This is a genomic window from Nocardia sichangensis, assembly GCF_047200615.1.
GTDB lineage: Bacteria > Actinomycetota > Actinomycetes > Mycobacteriales > Mycobacteriaceae > Nocardia > Nocardia sichangensis.
This window is the reverse complement of the sequence record NZ_JBJZOK010000013.1, coordinates 59,930-76,072: the sequence shown is the minus strand read 5'-3', so window position 1 is coordinate 76,072 and position 16,143 is coordinate 59,930. Positions and strand designations below refer to the sequence as shown.

Here is a 16,143-nt window from a genome sequence, read left to right as displayed (position 1 = left end):
CGTTCGGGTGAGCGGCGCAAGTCCATGCGCGTCCGGAGCTGCCGCGAAGAGGCCGATCCGGCGGGACGGAGCAGGCCGCCGAACGCCGCTTGCTGCGGAAAACACCACAACATGCAGCTCACAGCCTTTGCAAAGGTTGGCGGCGACCGCTCACGAGAACCCGCCCGACAGAGCGTGATTCGAGAATCCGATGACACGGCGAGACGTTCGCACTGTCCGCTTCGCGATACGCGCAGACCCCGGTTCGGTTGTCGCCGACGCTCTATGCTGGCTTCGGTATGCCGGTAGTGCGCCGGGAAGGAGGGCGCGGGTGCGCAGAAAACCGTCCACCGTGGGTGTCGCACCAGGCGACGGACTCGTCGCCCGTTTCGGTGCGGTCGTCGCCTACCTCGGGGCCGAAACGACCTCCACGGACCGAATACTCGGCACCATCGAAGCCGTGGCCGAAGGCGAGCATCCCGGCGCCGCGCTGGCGCAACGCTTGGCCGCGGTGATCTTCGGCAGCACCGTCCAACCGCCGCCGTTCGGTGTGGTCGCCCCCACCGCGGACGGCGTGCTGATCCTGTTGCGCGGACCGGTCACCGCGGAGATCCAAGGCGCGGAGGGCACCCGCCGCCTCGACGGCGGGCGTGCGTTCACTTGGGTGGACGAGATCGTGCGCGAACCGGTGCGCCGCATCACGATCGGCGCGGACACCGGCGAGCCGCCGACCGCCTTGCCCCGCACCGACCTGCGCGCCGGCGTGGTCCCCGGCGGCGGCTTCGTGCTGCACGCCGCGGTACGACGCACCGGAAAAGCCGCCGAACCACGCACGTCCGAGCCTTCCGCGCAGGCCGAGCCCGAGGCGACGGCGGCGGCCGGTTTCGCGGCGATGCCGGAGCCGACCGGCGCGTCCGACGCCGTCGCGCAAGCATCGCCCGCTCCGCGACCGACCGGTGCGTCCGACGCCGTCGCACAGGCAACGCCGATCCCTCGGCAGACCAGCGCCGCCGACGCCCTCGCACCAGCGACACCCAGGCCGACCGAGTCGGTCCGCCCCTTCGCCAAACCGCGTCCGCCCCGGCCGGTCCCGGACCGACCGCCGGCGTGGTCCCAGGTGCAGCCCGCGCGCGAACCGGTCGCCCTGCGCAAAGCGCCCGAGAACGGCGGAACGCGAGCCATGAGCCCGGCGGCGCTGTCCGGAGACGCCGTCGGTGCGCTGGTCACCGAAGAAGGGGCGGCCTACCCGTTGGACCGCGCCTACGTCATCGGGCGCGGACCGCAGGTGGACGAGGCGGTCCGCACCGCCGCCGCCACTCCGATCGTCATCCAGCGCGATCGCCATGTCTCGCGGGTCCACGCCTATGTGTCGGTGGACGGCGGCAAGGTGTACATCCGGGACGCCGCCGCTACCTCCGGCACCTTCATCGCCGGTCCCGGCACCGACCAGTGGACCAGGATCAGCACGTCCCCGACCGAGCTCCCGCCCGGCTGGCGGGTCCGCATCAGCGAGCGGGTCCTCACCTACCGAGGCGACGAGCAGCGCACGGGCACGGCGGATATCGCGGGAGCGCGCCGCCGTTCGTAGCCGCCGAGGGCGCCGGGCAAAGTGGCCGCGGTGACGAGTTCGCCTGCCAGCACCGGCGCCCGGGTACTCGAACAGCGTCGCCGCGCCCGCACACGCACGGCATCGGGTACCCGGACCGGCGCCGACCACCGAGCCGCAGTGCGGTGGACTGCGTTCGAGCATGTCATGACCCCGGCGCTCGCGGCTGCCTCGCACCAGGGCGCCGCACAGCGTGAACGGCTCGCCGAGCCGCCGCGCTCGCGGAACCGGGCTCCGGGTCAGCCCCTCGCACGGCCGAGGCCAGGCCGCACCACGGCCGTGTACCGGACGGCTTCGCGCCCGGCTCACCGGCCTCGCGCCGGAGACGGCCTCCACCGGTCGAGTCGGGCCCGGACCGCGCGGGGAGCACAATGGCGGTATGCACCGAAACGGACCGAGCCGCGACATCGACGAGTCCGAGCTGACGGTGACCCCGCCCGAAGAGCAGGCCGCGGGCGTCACCGCCGTGGCGGTGGCGTTGAAACGCTCGATCGAGGAGATGGGCGTCATCCGCACGGCGCGCACCCTGGCCCGGGTCAATCAGGTGCACGGCTTCGACTGCCCGGGCTGCGCCTGGCCGGAGCCGAGCGGCCATCGCAGGCCCGCCGAGTTCTGCGAGAACGGCGCGAAGGCCGTCGCCGAGGAAGCCACGCTGCGCACGGTGACTCCCGAGTTCTTCGCCACCCACTCGGTGGCGGACCTGAGCGACAAATCCGGCTATTGGCTCGGCCAGCAGGGCAGGCTGACCCACCCGATGGTGCTGCGTCCCGGAGACACCCACTACCGGCCGATCGCCTGGGACGACGCCTACCGTTTGATCGCCGACACGCTACGCGGGCTGGACTCTCCGGACGAGGCGGTGTTCTACACCTCCGGCCGCACCAGCAACGAGACCGCGTTCCTCTATCAGCTGCTGGTGCGCAGCTACGGCACCAACAATCTGCCGGACTGCTCCAACATGTGCCACGAGTCCTCCGGCGCGGCGCTGTCGAGCTCGATCGGGATCGGCAAGGGCTCGGTCTCCATCGACGACTTCGCCAAGGCCGATCTGATCATCGTCGCGGGACAGAATCCGGGCACCAATCATCCCCGGATGCTCAGCGCGCTGGCCGCGGCCAAGGCGAACGGCACCCGGATCGTCGCGGTGAACCCCCTGCCCGAGACCGGGCTGCTCGGCTTCCGCGACCCGCAGACGATCAAGGGCGTCACCACCGGCGTGCCGATCGCCGACGACTTCCTGCAGATCCGCCTCGGCGGTGACCTGGCCCTGTTCCAGGCGCTCGGCCGCCTGCTGCTGGAAGCGGAGGACCGCGCACCGGGCACGGTGGTCGACCGGGCGTTCGTCGACGCCCACTGCGCGGGCTACGCCGAATACGAAAAGCACGCGCGCACGGTCGATCTCGACACCGTACTGGAAGCGACGGGTCTCACCGCGGCCGAACTCGAGCACACCGCCGAGCTGTTCGCCCGCTCGCGCAACATCATCCTGTGCTGGGCCATGGGCCTGACCCAGCAGGCCCATGCGGTGGCCACCATCGAGGAGGCCACCAATCTGCTGCTGTTGCGCGGCATGATCGGCAAACCGGGCGCGGGTGTGTGCCCCGTGCGCGGTCACTCGAATGTGCAGGGCGACCGCACCATGGGCATCTGGGAGAAGATGCCCGACACCTTCCTCGACGCCCTCGACCGCGAATTCGGCATCAGCAGCCCGCGCGAGCACGGCCTCGACACCGTCGCCGCCATCCGCGCCATGCGCGACGGACAGGCGAAAGTCTTCATCGGCATGGGCGGCAACTTCGTCTCCGCCACCCCCGACACCGCCGTGACCGAAGCCGCGCTGCGCGACTGCGCGCTCACCGTGCAGGTCTCCACCAAACTCAACCGCAGCCACGTCGTGCACGGCCGTACCGCGCTCATCCTGCCGACGCTCGGGCGCACCGACCTCGACCTGGCCCCGGACGGCGCCAAGAATCAAGTCTCCGTGGAGGACTCGATGTCGATGGTGCACCTGTCCACCGGACGGTTGCGGCCGGTCAGCGACCAGCTGCGCAGTGAAGTCGCCATCGTCTGCGAACTCGCCCGGGCAGTCCTTGGCCCCGACCACCCGGTGCCGTGGGCCCGCTTCGCCCGTGACTACGACAGCATCCGCGACGCCATCGCCCGCGTCGTGCCCGGCTGCGCCGACTACAACGCGAAAGTTCGCGGCCGGGGCGGCTTCCAGCTACCGCATCCGCCGCGCGACGCCCGCGAATTCCGCACCGCCACCGGCAAGGCCAACTTCGCGGTCAACGAGCTGACCTGGCTGCCGGTCCCCGCGGGCAGACTGATCCTGCAAACCCTGCGCAGTCACGACCAGTACAACACCACCATCTACGGCCTGGACGACCGCTACCGCGGCATCCACAACGGCCGCAAAGTGGTGCTGGTCCACCCCGAGGACATCACCGCGTTCGGTTTCCGCGACGGCGATCTGGTCGACATCGTCTCCGAGTGGACCGACGGCACCGAACGCCGCGTCGAAGGCTTCCGCCTGGTCTCCTACCCCACACCGCGCGGCAACGCCGCCGCCTACTACCCCGAGACCAATCCCCTGGTGCCACTGGACCACGTCGCGAAACGATCGAACACGCCAGTCTCCAAAGCGGTCACCATTCGGTTCGAGGCGAGCAAGGCATGACCAGCCGGGTCCGGCCGCAGGACAGTGCTCGCGCCGAAGGGAACACGGCATGAGCCGCGTCACCGCTCGCCGCCGGATGCGCCGGATCTCGCCCAGCGGGCAGATCCAGCGCCCGGACACCTTGGCCGTCGAAGAACCGCTCGAGATCCGCATCGACGGGCAGTCGCTGACGGTCACCATGCGCACCCCCGGCAACGACATCGACCTGGTGCACGGATTCCTGCTGAGCGAAGACGTCATCGGTTCCGCCGAGGACATCGTGGCGGCCCGCTACTGCGCGGGCACCGACGACCAGGGCCGCAACACCTATAACGTCCTCGACGTCACCCTGCGCACCCCCGTGCCGGTGTCGACCCGCTCGTTCCTCACCACCGGAGCCTGCGGACTGTGCGGAAAGACCGCCCTGGACGAGGTCCGCAAGCGCACCCGATTCCCACTGCCCGCCGCAGGCCCGGTGGTGGACACCCGGGTACTGGCCGCGATGCCCGGCATGCTGCGTGACCGCCAATCGGTGTTCGAAGCCACCGGCGGCTTGCATGCGGCGGGCCTGTTCACCACCGACGGGCAAGCGCTGGCGGTGCGCGAGGACATCGGCAGGCACAACGCGGTGGACAAGGTGATCGGCTGGGCACTGCGCGAATCCAGGGTGCCCGCCCATGATCTGGTGCTGATCGTGAGCGGGCGCGCGTCGTTCGAACTGGTGCAGAAGGCCGTCATGGCCGGAATCCCGATGCTCGGCGCGGTCTCGGCGCCGAGTTCGCTGGCCGTCGATCTCGCCGCCGACGCCGGACTGAGTCTGATCGGCTTCCTCCGCGGCGACACGATGAACGTCTACACCGTCCCCGAGCGGCTGCGCACCGATCCGGGCGCCGACTCGTTGTTGGCCTGACTCACTATTGCCCGCGCCGGACGCCCGTTCTACCGTGACTGCACGGAGCCGGAACGGATTCGGCGAGAACGGAGCGGCCGATGCGGATATCGGTGGAGGGGAACTCCGAGGGCCTGCGGGTACGGATGCGGTTCGAGCAGTACCGCCGCCTGCTGCTGACGCGGATCGTGCTGGCCGTCTTGGCGGTACAAGGAGCGATCGTCGGCCTTTGGGCCACGTTCGCGCCGCATTCCTGGTACACCAGTTTTCCGGGGTTCGGCGCCAAGTGGGTGGCGGCGGACGGCCCTTACAACCACCATCTGGCGGCCGACGTGGGTGCCTTCTTCCTGGCGCTGACAGCGGTGACGATCGCCGCGCTCGTGGTCAACCGAACCACGGCGGCCCGGATCGCGGGCGTCGGCTGGCTCACCTTCGGTGTCCCCCATTCCCTTTACCACCTCTTCCACAAGCCCGCGGACATGGGCGCGGCGAGCTTCACGGCCAGCCTGATCGCGGCGTTGCTGCTCGTGATCGGCGGAGCGGCCTGCCTCTTCCTGCCGCCGCGAGGCGAGTTGCCCCTCTCGGACCCGCAACCGGTGACGCTGCGTTTCCCGCGCCGCCGTCCGCGCGCCGTCCGCTGATCGGCGAACCCGGCAGCAGAGTCCGGGACGCCCGTGGGAGATCACCACGGGCGTGATCCGGTGGATCCGCGGATGACGCCGCGACTTGGCGAATTCCCCGACCGTCAGTCCTTCAGCGCTTCGAGCAGTGCCGCGCGCTGACGCGCACCGAGCCCGCCGATCCGGCGATCCTCCGGGATCTCCGCCTGGTCCATCAACTTCGCGGCCTTCACCGGCCCGACACCGGGCAGGGCCTTGATCACCGCGGCCACCTTGGTCTTCTTCACCAGCTCGTCGGAGTCTGCCTTCTTCAGCAGATCCGCGACCGAAACCTTGCCCGCCTTCACCTTGCCGATCAGTTCGGAGCGTGCCTTGCGGACCGCAGCCGCCTTGGCCAAGGCCTCGGTGCGCTGCTCTGCGGTCATGGTAGGCAGTGCCATGTCTCCTCCGCTTCCACTCGTCACTCGAACATCTGGTTGACCGGACCGAGTAAACAGCACGGCACCGGGAGCGCAAGCTCGACACACCGGGCACGAACTGCGGAAATGACGATGAATTTCCCCGGTTCGCGCCGTCGGAATCAGTGGACGGCCGACGGGCTACAGACGAATAGGACGAAAGGAACACCACGTCACGGAGCTGTCCCTCGCCCGGATCGTCGCGTGGGACGACACGTACCGAGAACCCCGAGCAGAAGCGGTGCGCCGGGACGGCGACTACTCCGAAGCGGCCGTCGCCGCGCGGTAACGCGGGATGAGCCGTTACCGACAGAGTCAGCAAATACCGAACGCGGGTCTGGTTCAACGGCGAACCAAGGGGGATCAACGGCGATCCCCCGGGCCCGCTCGGGTCACACCGAGCGGAGCCTTCACCCCCGGACAACAGAAAATATCGCGGTTCGCACGGCCCGTGACAGCATGACGGCATGGAGCCGAGCACTCCGCCGGGGACGACTGCGTCCGCGATTCTGTGGCTATGGCCTGGGCAGGCGATCTATCGCGGACCGTCCCTGCGTCCGGACGCGCATTCCACCGCCGTGAACTGTCTGGCCGTTGGGTTGGACGCGCCGTTCACACTCGCGACCGATGCCGTCACGCACACCGTGCGCAGCGCGCTGATCCCGCCGCGCCGGGTGCACCGCGTCGTCGCGGGCGGCGACCAGATGATGTTCTGCTATCTGGATCCGGGGTCGCGGGGCGCCCGAGCCTGCCGGGATCGGATGATCCGGTGGCACGCTGAATTCGGACTCGGCCATCGGGCGGAGGCCGCGCTCGCCACGGCTGCGAGCGGCACGTGCCCCGATCCGCGCTCGCTGGCCGAACTCATCGGCGCCGGGCCGGTCCCCACGCCGGACGACCGGGTAGCCGAGGCGATGGCGACCCTCCTCGCCCATCCCGCGCGGGAGTTCACCGCCGCCCGGTTCGCCGCGGCCGCGCACCTGTCGGAGTCGCGCTTCCTGCATCTGTTCGCCGCCCAGGCGGGCACCTCGTTCCGGCGGTACCGGCTGTGGGCCAGGATGCTCGGCGTCGGCCGCGCGCTCGCCGAGGGCGCGAACCTCACCGCCGCGTCGGCCGACGCGGGCTTCGCCAGCCCCTCACACTTCAGCGACGCTTTCCGCACCCTGTTCGGCTTGTCGGCCACCACACTGCTCGCCACCGGAGTACGGATCGTCGTGCTGGACGAAGCGGAAGGGATCGAATCGGGCGTCCGAACGCGCTAGGCTACAAATTAGAACACGTTTCATTTCGGAGGAGACTCGATGGCCACACAGATTCGCGACGTGGTGGAGCAATACGTCAAGCTGGTCGGCTCGGGGCCGACCGAGGACATCGTCGCCCTGTACGCGCCCGACGCGATCGTGGAGGACCCCGTCGGCACTCCACCCAAGCGCGGCCACGAGGCCATCCGCGAGTTCTACGAGGTGATCGCCGCACTGGATCGGGAGACCGAGCTGCGGCCGGAGGACGTGAGAATCGCGGGCAATCAGGCCGCGTTCCCATTCACCATCGTCACCAAGGTCGGCGGACAGCGCTTCGTCCTGTCACCGATCGATGTGATGGAGTTCGACGAAGAAGGCCGGATCACCGGGATGCGCGCCTACTGGAGCCAGGAGGACATGCGGGTCGAGCCCGAGTAGCGCGCGCGGCGGCCGGGTGCGCCAGGTCACATCGCGGCCCCATCACATTCCGGCACGGTCTCTCGTCCGAGAAGTAGGAACCACATCCGCTGATCGAAGGAGATCGACATGAGCGCCACCCGTATCGCCGCCGTCACCCCGCAACACGCGGGACCGACGACCAAGTTGCTCTACCGGCTGGCCAAGCGCCGCTTCCGCGAAGTGCCGGAGCCCTTCGCCGTCACCGCCAACCATCCGAAATTGCTGAGGGCCAGCGCGGTCCACGAGACCATGGTCGGCAAGGCCAGCACCGCCCTGCCCGCCGTCATCCGCGAGATCGCGGTGTATCGCACGGCGTGGACGATCGGCTGTTCGTGGTGCGTCGACTTCGGAGCCATGCTCATGCGCCTGGGCGAGCTGGACGTCGCGCGGCTGGAACACATCGCCGACTACGCGACCTCGCCGCTGTACTCCGACGACGAGCGCGCCGCCATCGCCTACGCCGACGCGATGACCGCAACGCCGACCACGGTCACCGACGAACAGGTCGCCGACCTGGAGCGGCGCTTCGGCCGAGCGGGTGTGGTGGAGCTCAGCTATCAGATCGCGCTGGAAAACTCACGCGCCCGGTTCAATTCGGCGCTCGGGATCACGGCGCAGGGTTTCAGCACCGATTCGTGCCGGGTGCCCTGGTCGTGAAAAGGGCCGCGGCGCTGCGGGAATGGTGCGATCCGACCTGGTACTTCGGCGCCGCGTTCACCCGGGGCTGTCGTTACGGCCCGGAATGCACTAAGAATAAGAGGTGTTGACGTCGCCTGGCCGTGCCGCGGCCGGCGGGCTACCTTCGCGAGTTTCGGTGCGGGGTAACGGCGTCTTCGGTTTCTCGAGTTCCCCTCCGCCCGACCGTTTGGAGCCGCATGCTCGACGAACAGACCCCGGACGACGACGTCGCACGGCTGGCGAGACGAGTCGAGAAGGCCCGCGGCCGTCTCGCCTACCAGTTCGACCCGGCTCTGACCGGCGCGCTGTCGGAGGAGGAACTGCTCGCTGAACGCGAACTGGCCGAACGGATCCGGACCCAGGACCGCGAACAGCGCTGGAAGCACGCCGAGGCGGGCGCCGCGGCCTCCGACCGGGCGCGGCACACTGCGGAGGCCATCGAGAAGGCCGAGATCAGGGACCTGCTGTTGGCGCGCAAGGCGATTGCCGCGCAGCGGCGCGCGTCCAGCCCGCACGCCAGGTTGGCGTCGCTGTACCGGCACCGCTCCTGGTCGCTCGGCGCGCTGGCCGGCGTGGTCGCCGCCGGAATGCTGTGGTCGGCGGTCAACGTTCAGCACAACATCGCCCCGGGTGGCCCGGACGACCCACTGTACTGGTTCAGCTACCTGCTCGAGGCGATGATCAGCGTGTCGCTGATCATCATCATGATCGGCACGAACAAGGTCACCGAATGGGGCGTGCTGGACAACCGGAGCCAAGTGGCGGCGGCGGAAATGGCCCTGCTCGCGCTCACCGTCGGACTGAACACCTACCCGTACGTGAGCGCCGGGCGATGGTTCGACGCCGCCGTGCACGGTGTCGCCCCGGTGATGATCGGCGTCGCCCTGCTCATCCACGATGCCGCGAGCGCGCGATACGGACGCGCGATCGGCTATGCCACCGAGCAGGTGCGGAGCTTGCCCGACCCGACGGGGCACGACCCCTTGCCGGAACGCTCCGCGGCGGACAGCCTGTCCAGCGCGGACGCTGACTTCCCAGTGGATCTGCACACCCCCGTGGTGCAGGGCGCACACAGCTAGACCTATCAGCCTGCGGTGCGGGCAAGTCGTCGAAGAATGCCCGCTCTACTTCCGCGCCGGCGCGCGAGCCGTCGAGCCCTGTGCTCGCGCTCCGGTGATCAGTACGGATACCGGCGTTCGACCGCTTCCTTGGCCTCTTTCAGGCCGCACCCGGTGAGTTCGCGATACCGCTTGATCGCGTGAATCTTCTTGCCCTGCGCCAGAAGCGCATCGATCTCGGCCATGCCGTCGCCGCGCGGGACCGCCGGCACGGCACGCGGCGGCACGGCCGCTGCCTGCGCCTCGATGCCCAGATGGGTCATGATCAGGTCGAGCTTGGCGTGCAGGGCGTCGACCTTGCGCTCCAAGCGCCGGTTGGCGAACATGCCCCGATGGTATCGACCCCGGCCGCGTCAGGCCGCGTCGAGCACGGCGTCGGCGAGACTCGACATCGTCTCGAAGCGCGCCAGATCTCCCGCCAGCTCCAGCAGCCGGTCCACACACCGGGGTCCGGTCACCAGGCGCATCCTACGGCCGGTCTGGGCCAGCATGGACCGCGCGTCGACCAGGACGTGCAACCCGGCGACGCCGAAAAACGTGATCTTCGACAGATCTACGACCACCAAAGGCGCCGCCGTGCCCAGCGAGCCGATCAGCCTGCGTCGAAACACTTCGACGGTGTAATGATCGACTTCGCCCGCGAGCGCGCACAGCGTGACCGAGTCGCTCGGCACTGTGACCGAAATCTTGAGCCGCTCGGCGGGGTGATCGGCATTGCGAGCGGCGGTGAGAACGTACGTGGGGTTGGCCAAGCCTGTCGACATGAGGACCTCGGTCCAGTCGCCCGCGAGCAATCTCGGAAACGGGCTTGCTCGCGGGTTCAATGATGCGCCCCGGAGAAAAACGCCGGAACTAGGCTGTCTGCTCAACCCTCACAGGGGAGTACCCCCTGCGACGGGTCGCCACACCCGAATTACGCCGACTTCTCCCGGCGCTCCGGCCGCTGCGCCTTGCGCGGCACGATGGTGGGCAGGACGTTGTCGTTGACCGTATCCGCGTTGACGACGACCTTGGCGACGTCGTCGCGGCTGGGGATGTCGTACATCGCGGGCTGCAGGACTTCCTCCATGATCGCCCGCAGGCCACGCGCGCCGGTGCCGCGCAGAATCGCCTGGTCGGCGACCGCCTCCAGCGCGTCGTCGGTGAACTCGAGGTCGACCCCGTCCATCTCGAACAGCCGGACGTACTGCTTGACCAGCGCGTTCTTCGGTTCGGAGAGGATCTTGACCAGCGATTCCTTGTCCAGGTTCGTCACCGACGCAACCACGGGCAGGCGGCCGATGAACTCCGGGATCAGGCCGAACTTGATCAAGTCCTCTGGCATGACCTCCGCGAAGTGATCGGTGGTGTCGATCTCGGCCTTCGACCGCACCTCGGCGCCGAAACCGATGCCGCGGTGGCCGGTGCGGTCGGAGATGATCTTCTCCAGACCGGCGAAGGCGCCCGCCACGATGAACAGCACGTTGGTGGTGTCGATCTGGATGAACTCCTGGTGCGGGTGCTTGCGCCCGCCCTGCGGCGGCACGCTCGCCTGAGTGCCCTCCAGGATCTTCAGCAGGGCCTGCTGCACGCCCTCGCCGGACACGTCACGGGTGATCGACGGGTTCTCGCTCTTGCGGGCGATCTTGTCGACCTCGTCGATGTAGATGATGCCGGTCTCGGCGCGCTTGACGTCGTAGTCGGCCGCCTGGATCAGCTTCAGCAGGATGTTCTCGACGTCCTCGCCGACGTACCCGGCCTCGGTCAGCGCGGTGGCGTCGGCGATGGCGAACGGGACGTTCAGCATCTTCGCCAGGGTCTGGGCGAGGTAGGTCTTGCCGCAACCGGTGGGACCGAGCATCAGGATGTTGGACTTGGCCAGCTCGACGGTCTCGCCGCGGCTGTCCCGCCCCTTGTCACCGGCCTGGATGCGCTTGTAGTGGTTGTAGACGGCCACCGCGAGAGTGCGCTTGGCGGTGTCCTGGCCGATCACGTAGTTCTCCAGGAAATCCCGGATCTCGGCGGGCTTGGGCAGCTCATCGAGCTTGACCTCGCTGGACTCGGCGAGTTCCTCCTCGATGATCTCGTTGCAGAGATCGATGCACTCGTCGCAGATGTACACCCCTGGTCCCGCAATGAGCTTCTTGACCTGCTTCTGGCTCTTTCCGCAGAACGAGCACTTCAGCAGATCGCCGCCATCTCCGATGCGCGCCATCTCGTGGGTCCCTACTTCCTTGTCCGCGTGCAACCGTCCGTCCAGGTTGCCAGCTGTCCACCACTTTCGCAGCCGCAAACGCATCGGCTGATTTCGTGGCCGGTGGGGCAGTGCCGTCAACCGGGAGCAAAGGTCCCTAGGTTGACCGTACCCGGTGTTCGGGATGGAGGTCGACAACTCGCGCATGTTTCTCGCGCGGGTTGTGCGAGTCGTCACGAGCCATACCTCCGCACCGCCCGCCGCGCGGCGCCGTCGGTTCGAACAAATTCTCGAACCGCGGCGGCGCGAGGGCGGCCCGGCCGGGCGGTATGCCCCATTGCGTACTTCCCGGCCGGAATTCCCTGTCACAAAGCAATTTAGAGCGAACAGCCCCGGGATCGGCAATTCGCCCCCGCCGTCCCGGCCCCGGCCGGAAACGACGATTCGCGCCTTATTTCTGCGCGCTCAGCTTCCGGTAGTCGAACACCGTGTCGATGATCCCGTACTCCTTGGCCTCCTCGGCCGTCAGGATCTTGTCGCGGTCGGTGTCCTTGCGGATGGTGTCGGCGTCCTTGCCGGTGTGCCGCGCGAGCGTGCTCTCCATCAGGCGACGCATGCGCTCGATCTCGGCGGCCTGGATCTCCAGATCCGACACCTGGCCCTGGATGCCGCCCTCCAGCGAGGGCTGGTGGATCAGCACGCGCGCGTTGGGCAGGCAGGCGCGCTTGCCCGGCGTGCCCGCGGCCAGCAGCACGGCGGCGGCCGAGGCGGCCTGGCCCAGGCAGACGGTGGCGACGTCGGCGCGCACGTACTGCATGGTGTCGTAGATGGCCATCAGCGAGGTGAACGAGCCACCCGGCGAGTTGATGTACATGGTGATGTCGCGGTCGGGGTCCAGCGACTCCAGCACCAGCAGCTGCGCCATGATGTCGTTCGCCGAGGCGTCGTCCACCTGCACGCCGAGGAAGATGATGCGCTCTTCGAACAGCTTGTTGTACGGGTTGGACTCCTTGACGCCGAAGCTCGAGTGCTCGATGAACGACGGCAGGATGTAGCGCGCCTGCGGGCTCTGCGGTGCCATGCCGGACAGGCCGGCGCGCGGGTCGATCGAATTGGCCATCTTCGTCTCCAAAGTCGGTGCGGCGGCCGGACGTTCGAGGTGTCCGGGGGCCTGTGGGTGATCCGGTGCGTTACTTCTTGGCGCCGTTGGCCTGATTCGCGTGGCTGATCACGTGGTCGATGAAGCCGTATTCCAGGGCTTCGGCCGCGGTGAACCAGCGGTCGCGGTCGGCATCGGCGGTGACCTGCTCGACCGACTTGCCGGTGTGCTGCGCCTGCAGTTCGTTCAGCTCACGCTTCGTGTGCGCGAACTGCTCGGCCATGATCGCGATGTCGGCCGCCGAGCCGCCGATCCCCGCCGAGGGCTGGTGCATCATGATCCGCGCGTGCGGCAGCGCGTAGCGCTTGCCCTTGGTGCCCGCGGTGAGCAGGAACTGCCCCATGGACGCGGCCAGGCCCATGCCGTAGGTGGCGATGTCGCACTCGGCGAACTGCATCGTGTCGTAGATGGCCATGCCCGCGGTCACCGAGCCGCCCGGCGAGTTGATGTAGAGCGAGATGTCCTTGGTGGGATCCTCCGCCGAGAGCAGCAGGATCTGCGCGCACAGCTTGTTCGCGATGTCGTCGTCGACCTGTGTGCCGAGGAAGATGATGCGCTCACGCAGCAGGCGCTCGTACACCGAATCACTGAGGTTGAGACCAGCAGTCGCGGTTGTCATGACCCCTGCCTGGTTGATTGTCACGGATACCTGCCTTCTCTCGCCGGCTCGTTGCGGATTGCCACATAGCCATCACTGGTTGGATATGCCGCACCCGGTCGGACATGGCCATCCAACTTGTCGTCACAAACATTAACGAAGCAGGGCGGCACCGAACTCCCGGTACCGCCCTTTCTTCGCTCACAGCGCAATCAGCGCACCTCGCGGGCGTCGATCACGCCGACATTCCATGGAATTATTCGGCGTCCGCCGGGGCCGTCTCGACGGCCGCGTCCTCGTCGGCGGAATCGGCGGGGGCGCCGAACATTTCGGTGGTGTCCACCGAGTTGCCCGCGGAGTCGGTGACGGTCACCTGGCCGACCACGCCCGCCAGCGCCTTGCCGCGCCGCACGTCGGCGAAGATCGCGCCCAGCTGGCCCGCCTGCTGCACCTGCTGGATGAACTGCTCCGGCGACAGGCCGTAGCGCTGCGACTGGAACAGGATCCGCTCGGTGAGCTCCTCCTGGCCGACCTGGGTGCCCTCCGCCTCGGCGATCGCGTCCAGCAGCAGCTGGGTCTTGACCGACTTCTCGGCGGCCTGCTTGGTGTCGGCGTCGAACTCCTCGCGGGTGCTGCCCTGCGCCTCGAGCGCCTCGGCGAACTTGGCCTCGTCGTGGTCGAAGCCGTGCACCGCGTCGTGGGTCACCGCGTCGATCTCGGCCTTCACCACGGCCTCGGGCAGCGGCACCTCGACCTGCTCGAGCAGGGTGTCCAGCACCTTGTCGCGGATCTCGCCCGCCTGCTGCACCTTCTTGACCCGCTCGACGCGGCCGCGCAGATCGTCCTTCAGCTCCTCCAGCGTGTCGAATTCGCTGGCCAGCTGCGCGAACTCGTCGTCGGCCTCGGGCAGCTCACGTTCCTTGACGGTCTGCACGGTCACGGTGATGACCGCGTCCTTGCCCGCGTGCTCGCCCGCGACCAGCTTCGAGGTGAACTCCTTCGACTCGCCCGCCGACAATCCGACCAGCGCCTCGTCCAGGCCCTCGATGAGCTGACCGGAACCGACCTCGTGGGACAGGCCGGTCGTGGCGGCCTCGGCCACCTCCTGGCCGTCCACGGTCGCCGACAGGTCGATCGAGACGAAGTCGCCGTCCTGCACCGGACGCTCCACCCCGGTCAGGGTGCCGAAGCGCTGGCGCAGCGACTGCAACTGCTCCTCGATGTCCTCGTCGCCGACGGTGAACGCGTCGACGGTGACCGCGATGCTCGCGTAGTCCGGCAGCGTGATCTCCGGCCGCACGTCGACCTCGGCGGTGAAGGCCAGCTCCTGGCCGTCCTCGATCTTGGTGATCTCGATCTCGGGCTGACCGATGACCTTCACCTCGGAGGTGGTGACGGCCTCGCTGTAGCGACCGGGCAGCGCGTCGTTGACGACCTGCTCCAGGATCGCGCCACGGCCGAGACGGGCCTCGAGCAGCTTCGCTGGCGCCTTACCGGGACGGAAGCCGGGGATGCGGACCTGCTTGGCCAGTGCCTTGTACGCGCGGTCGAAATCCGGCTTCAGCTCCTCGAAGGGCACCTCGACGTTGATCCGGACCCGGGTCGGGCTCAGCTGCTCGACGGTGCTCTTCACGGACATGCTCCTTGTTCGTTGTTCGTACTGGTTGACGTTCGTCTTGCGGCGCCCCGCCCCCGGCATTCCGGGATCGGAACGGCGGGCCAGGCGGCCCTACGCCGGCTGCCGCATTCCCCCACCGGCGCCGATCCGAACCGGAGTCCCGGCCTCGGCCGAGACGACGAGGGGTGCGGCGTACGCCACGCATCCCGACCAGGTTAGTTGACCGGCCGAGCGGACCTGCATCCGGCGGTGCCCGGCGGGCGACGCGAGCGGCCGGGCTACTTCCCCACCGAGACCGCGTCGGTGACGAAGACCAGCGTCTCGTACGGGGCGATGCCACGCCCGCCCGCGCCGTAGCCCAGCTCCGGCGGCACGATCAGCAAGCGGCGCGCGCCCTCCTTGACGCCGACGAGTCCCTGATCCCAGCCGGGGATGACCTGTCCCCCGCCGAGGGTGAGCTGGAACGGCTTGCCGCGCTGGAACGAGCTGTCCAGCGTCTTCTTGTCCGACCAGGTGACCAGCGCGTAATTCATGGTCAGCTGCTGGCCGGGCACGGCGCCGGGCCCGCTGCCCTCCTTCAGATCCTTGACGATCAGCTGCTTGGGCGGGTCGCAGTTGTCGGGGATGGTGATCTTCGGCGCGGCGCCGAAATCTCCGGTGACGCGGATGTCGTCGGCGGTGCACTCGCGGCCCTTGCTCTGGGTAGCCGGGCGCTGCGCGGAAGGCCCAGCCGCCGCGGTGGTCCGCGTCGTGGAGACGGCGGGAGCGGACTCGTCGTCCGAGCCGCAGGCCGCCAGCACGATGGTGGTCGCGGCGACGGCGCCGATACCGATGATCCTGCCGAGAATGTGCATGCCGCGGACCCTAGACCACGAACGGGCCCCGGGTGGG

General features: G+C 68.6%; 16 protein-coding genes. 8 read left to right on the top strand and 8 right to left on the bottom strand.

Annotated features, from left to right (window positions below):
* Nucleotides 1-310 precede the first annotated feature (310 nt).
* The 4 genes from ACL03I_RS19555 to ACL03I_RS19540 all read left to right on the top strand — a co-directional run bounded on the left by ACL03I_RS19555 (nucleotide 311) and on the right by ACL03I_RS19540 (nucleotide 5,771).
* Nucleotides 311-1,567: an FHA domain-containing protein gene (locus ACL03I_RS19555; protein WP_412806629.1), complete on the top strand. Its 1,257-nt coding sequence runs from the start codon at nucleotides 311-313 to the stop codon at nucleotides 1,565-1,567.
* Between the two features lie 397 nt (nucleotides 1,568-1,964).
* The gene (locus tag ACL03I_RS19550; protein ID WP_412806628.1) at nucleotides 1,965-4,262 is read left to right on the top strand and encodes an FdhF/YdeP family oxidoreductase; all 2,298 of its coding nucleotides are present in this window, start codon (nucleotides 1,965-1,967) and stop codon (nucleotides 4,260-4,262) included.
* Nucleotides 4,263-4,311: 49 nt separating this feature from the next.
* The gene (gene fdhD, locus ACL03I_RS19545; protein WP_412806627.1) at nucleotides 4,312-5,151 is read left to right on the top strand and encodes a formate dehydrogenase accessory sulfurtransferase FdhD; all 840 of its coding nucleotides are present in this window, start codon (nucleotides 4,312-4,314) and stop codon (nucleotides 5,149-5,151) included.
* 80 nt (nucleotides 5,152-5,231) lie between these two features.
* Complete coding sequence (locus ACL03I_RS19540) at nucleotides 5,232-5,771, top strand: hypothetical protein (protein ID WP_412806626.1); 540 nt, start codon at nucleotides 5,232-5,234, stop codon at nucleotides 5,769-5,771.
* Nucleotides 5,772-5,875: 104 nt separating this feature from the next.
* On the opposite strand, the gene mihF is transcribed toward ACL03I_RS19540, so the two are convergent.
* Complete coding sequence (gene mihF, locus ACL03I_RS19535) at nucleotides 5,876-6,190, bottom strand: integration host factor, actinobacterial type (protein WP_039796616.1); 315 nt, start codon at nucleotides 6,188-6,190, stop codon at nucleotides 5,876-5,878.
* A 485-nt stretch (nucleotides 6,191-6,675) separates the two neighbouring features.
* Here mihF and ACL03I_RS19530 point away from each other — a divergent pair, with 485 nt between their 5' ends.
* The 4 genes from ACL03I_RS19530 (at nucleotide 6,676) to ACL03I_RS19515 (ending at nucleotide 9,665) form a co-directional block, all read left to right on the top strand.
* Nucleotides 6,676-7,470 (top strand): AraC family transcriptional regulator, encoded by a 795-nt coding sequence (locus tag ACL03I_RS19530; protein ID WP_355072255.1) that lies wholly within the window; start codon nucleotides 6,676-6,678, stop codon nucleotides 7,468-7,470.
* A 39-nt stretch (nucleotides 7,471-7,509) separates the two neighbouring features.
* Nucleotides 7,510-7,887 carry a nuclear transport factor 2 family protein gene (locus ACL03I_RS19525; protein WP_355072253.1) on the top strand — a complete coding sequence of 126 codons (378 nt, stop codon included), beginning with the start codon at nucleotides 7,510-7,512 and terminating at the stop codon, nucleotides 7,885-7,887.
* Nucleotides 7,888-7,995: 108 nt separating this feature from the next.
* Nucleotides 7,996-8,565, top strand: coding sequence for a carboxymuconolactone decarboxylase family protein (locus ACL03I_RS19520; RefSeq protein ID WP_355072251.1), 570 nt, complete (start codon nucleotides 7,996-7,998; stop codon nucleotides 8,563-8,565).
* 218 nt (nucleotides 8,566-8,783) lie between these two features.
* The gene (locus ACL03I_RS19515; RefSeq protein ID WP_355072249.1) at nucleotides 8,784-9,665 is read left to right on the top strand and encodes a hypothetical protein; all 882 of its coding nucleotides are present in this window, start codon (nucleotides 8,784-8,786) and stop codon (nucleotides 9,663-9,665) included.
* A 98-nt stretch (nucleotides 9,666-9,763) separates the two neighbouring features.
* Here ACL03I_RS19515 and ACL03I_RS19510 read toward each other — a convergent pair whose 3' ends face one another.
* The 7 genes from ACL03I_RS19510 to ACL03I_RS19480 form a co-directional block, all read right to left on the bottom strand.
* Nucleotides 9,764-10,030 (bottom strand): ribosomal protein L7/L12, encoded by a 267-nt coding sequence (locus tag ACL03I_RS19510; RefSeq protein ID WP_355072247.1) that lies wholly within the window; start codon nucleotides 10,028-10,030, stop codon nucleotides 9,764-9,766.
* 27 nt (nucleotides 10,031-10,057) lie between these two features.
* A complete protein-coding gene (locus tag ACL03I_RS19505) occupies nucleotides 10,058-10,468 on the bottom strand; it encodes an STAS domain-containing protein (protein ID WP_364431915.1) in 411 nt (136 codons plus the stop codon).
* 149 nt (nucleotides 10,469-10,617) lie between these two features.
* A complete protein-coding gene (clpX, locus tag ACL03I_RS19500) occupies nucleotides 10,618-11,898 on the bottom strand; it encodes an ATP-dependent Clp protease ATP-binding subunit ClpX (protein ID WP_195131826.1) in 1,281 nt (426 codons plus the stop codon).
* 430 nt (nucleotides 11,899-12,328) lie between these two features.
* Nucleotides 12,329-12,997, bottom strand: a complete 669-nt coding sequence (locus ACL03I_RS19495; RefSeq protein ID WP_355072243.1) for an ATP-dependent Clp protease proteolytic subunit — start codon at nucleotides 12,995-12,997, stop codon at nucleotides 12,329-12,331.
* A gap of 70 nt (nucleotides 12,998-13,067) precedes the next feature.
* Nucleotides 13,068-13,655 carry an ATP-dependent Clp protease proteolytic subunit gene (locus ACL03I_RS19490; RefSeq protein WP_355072241.1) on the bottom strand — a complete coding sequence of 196 codons (588 nt, stop codon included), beginning with the start codon at nucleotides 13,653-13,655 and terminating at the stop codon, nucleotides 13,068-13,070.
* A 235-nt stretch (nucleotides 13,656-13,890) separates the two neighbouring features.
* Nucleotides 13,891-15,267, bottom strand: coding sequence for a trigger factor (gene tig / locus ACL03I_RS19485; RefSeq protein WP_355072239.1), 1,377 nt, complete (start codon nucleotides 15,265-15,267; stop codon nucleotides 13,891-13,893).
* Nucleotides 15,268-15,530: 263 nt separating this feature from the next.
* Nucleotides 15,531-16,106 carry an FKBP-type peptidyl-prolyl cis-trans isomerase gene (locus ACL03I_RS19480; protein WP_412806625.1) on the bottom strand — a complete coding sequence of 192 codons (576 nt, stop codon included), beginning with the start codon at nucleotides 16,104-16,106 and terminating at the stop codon, nucleotides 15,531-15,533.
* Nucleotides 16,107-16,143: the final 37 nt, after the last annotated feature.

What these genes read in the sequence shown, in the direction of transcription:
- ACL03I_RS19550 (WP_412806628.1), top strand. Translation starts at nt 1,965, where the DNA reads ATGCACCGAAACGGACCGAGCCGCGACATCGACGAGTCCGAGCTGACG.
- ACL03I_RS19530 (WP_355072255.1), top strand. Translation starts at nt 6,676, where the DNA reads ATGGAGCCGAGCACTCCGCCGGGGACGACTGCGTCCGCGATTCTGTGG.
- ACL03I_RS19515 (WP_355072249.1), top strand. Translation starts at nt 8,784, where the DNA reads ATGCTCGACGAACAGACCCCGGACGACGACGTCGCACGGCTGGCGAGA.
- ACL03I_RS19505 (WP_364431915.1), bottom strand. Translation starts at nt 10,468, where the DNA reads ATGTCGACAGGCTTGGCCAACCCCACGTACGTTCTCACCGCCGCTCGC.
- ACL03I_RS19525 (WP_355072253.1), top strand. Translation starts at nt 7,510, where the DNA reads ATGGCCACACAGATTCGCGACGTGGTGGAGCAATACGTCAAGCTGGTC.
- ACL03I_RS19490 (WP_355072241.1), bottom strand. Translation starts at nt 13,655, where the DNA reads ATGACAACCGCGACTGCTGGTCTCAACCTCAGTGATTCGGTGTACGAG.
- ACL03I_RS19495 (WP_355072243.1), bottom strand. Translation starts at nt 12,997, where the DNA reads ATGGCCAATTCGATCGACCCGCGCGCCGGCCTGTCCGGCATGGCACCG.
- ACL03I_RS19520 (WP_355072251.1), top strand. Translation starts at nt 7,996, where the DNA reads ATGAGCGCCACCCGTATCGCCGCCGTCACCCCGCAACACGCGGGACCG.
- ACL03I_RS19510 (WP_355072247.1), bottom strand. Translation starts at nt 10,030, where the DNA reads ATGTTCGCCAACCGGCGCTTGGAGCGCAAGGTCGACGCCCTGCACGCC.
- ACL03I_RS19480 (WP_412806625.1), bottom strand. Translation starts at nt 16,106, where the DNA reads ATGCACATTCTCGGCAGGATCATCGGTATCGGCGCCGTCGCCGCGACC.
- mihF (WP_039796616.1), bottom strand. Translation starts at nt 6,190, where the DNA reads ATGGCACTGCCTACCATGACCGCAGAGCAGCGCACCGAGGCCTTGGCC.
- fdhD (WP_412806627.1), top strand. Translation starts at nt 4,312, where the DNA reads ATGAGCCGCGTCACCGCTCGCCGCCGGATGCGCCGGATCTCGCCCAGC.
- ACL03I_RS19540 (WP_412806626.1), top strand. Translation starts at nt 5,232, where the DNA reads ATGCGGATATCGGTGGAGGGGAACTCCGAGGGCCTGCGGGTACGGATG.
- clpX (WP_195131826.1), bottom strand. Translation starts at nt 11,898, where the DNA reads ATGGCGCGCATCGGAGATGGCGGCGATCTGCTGAAGTGCTCGTTCTGC.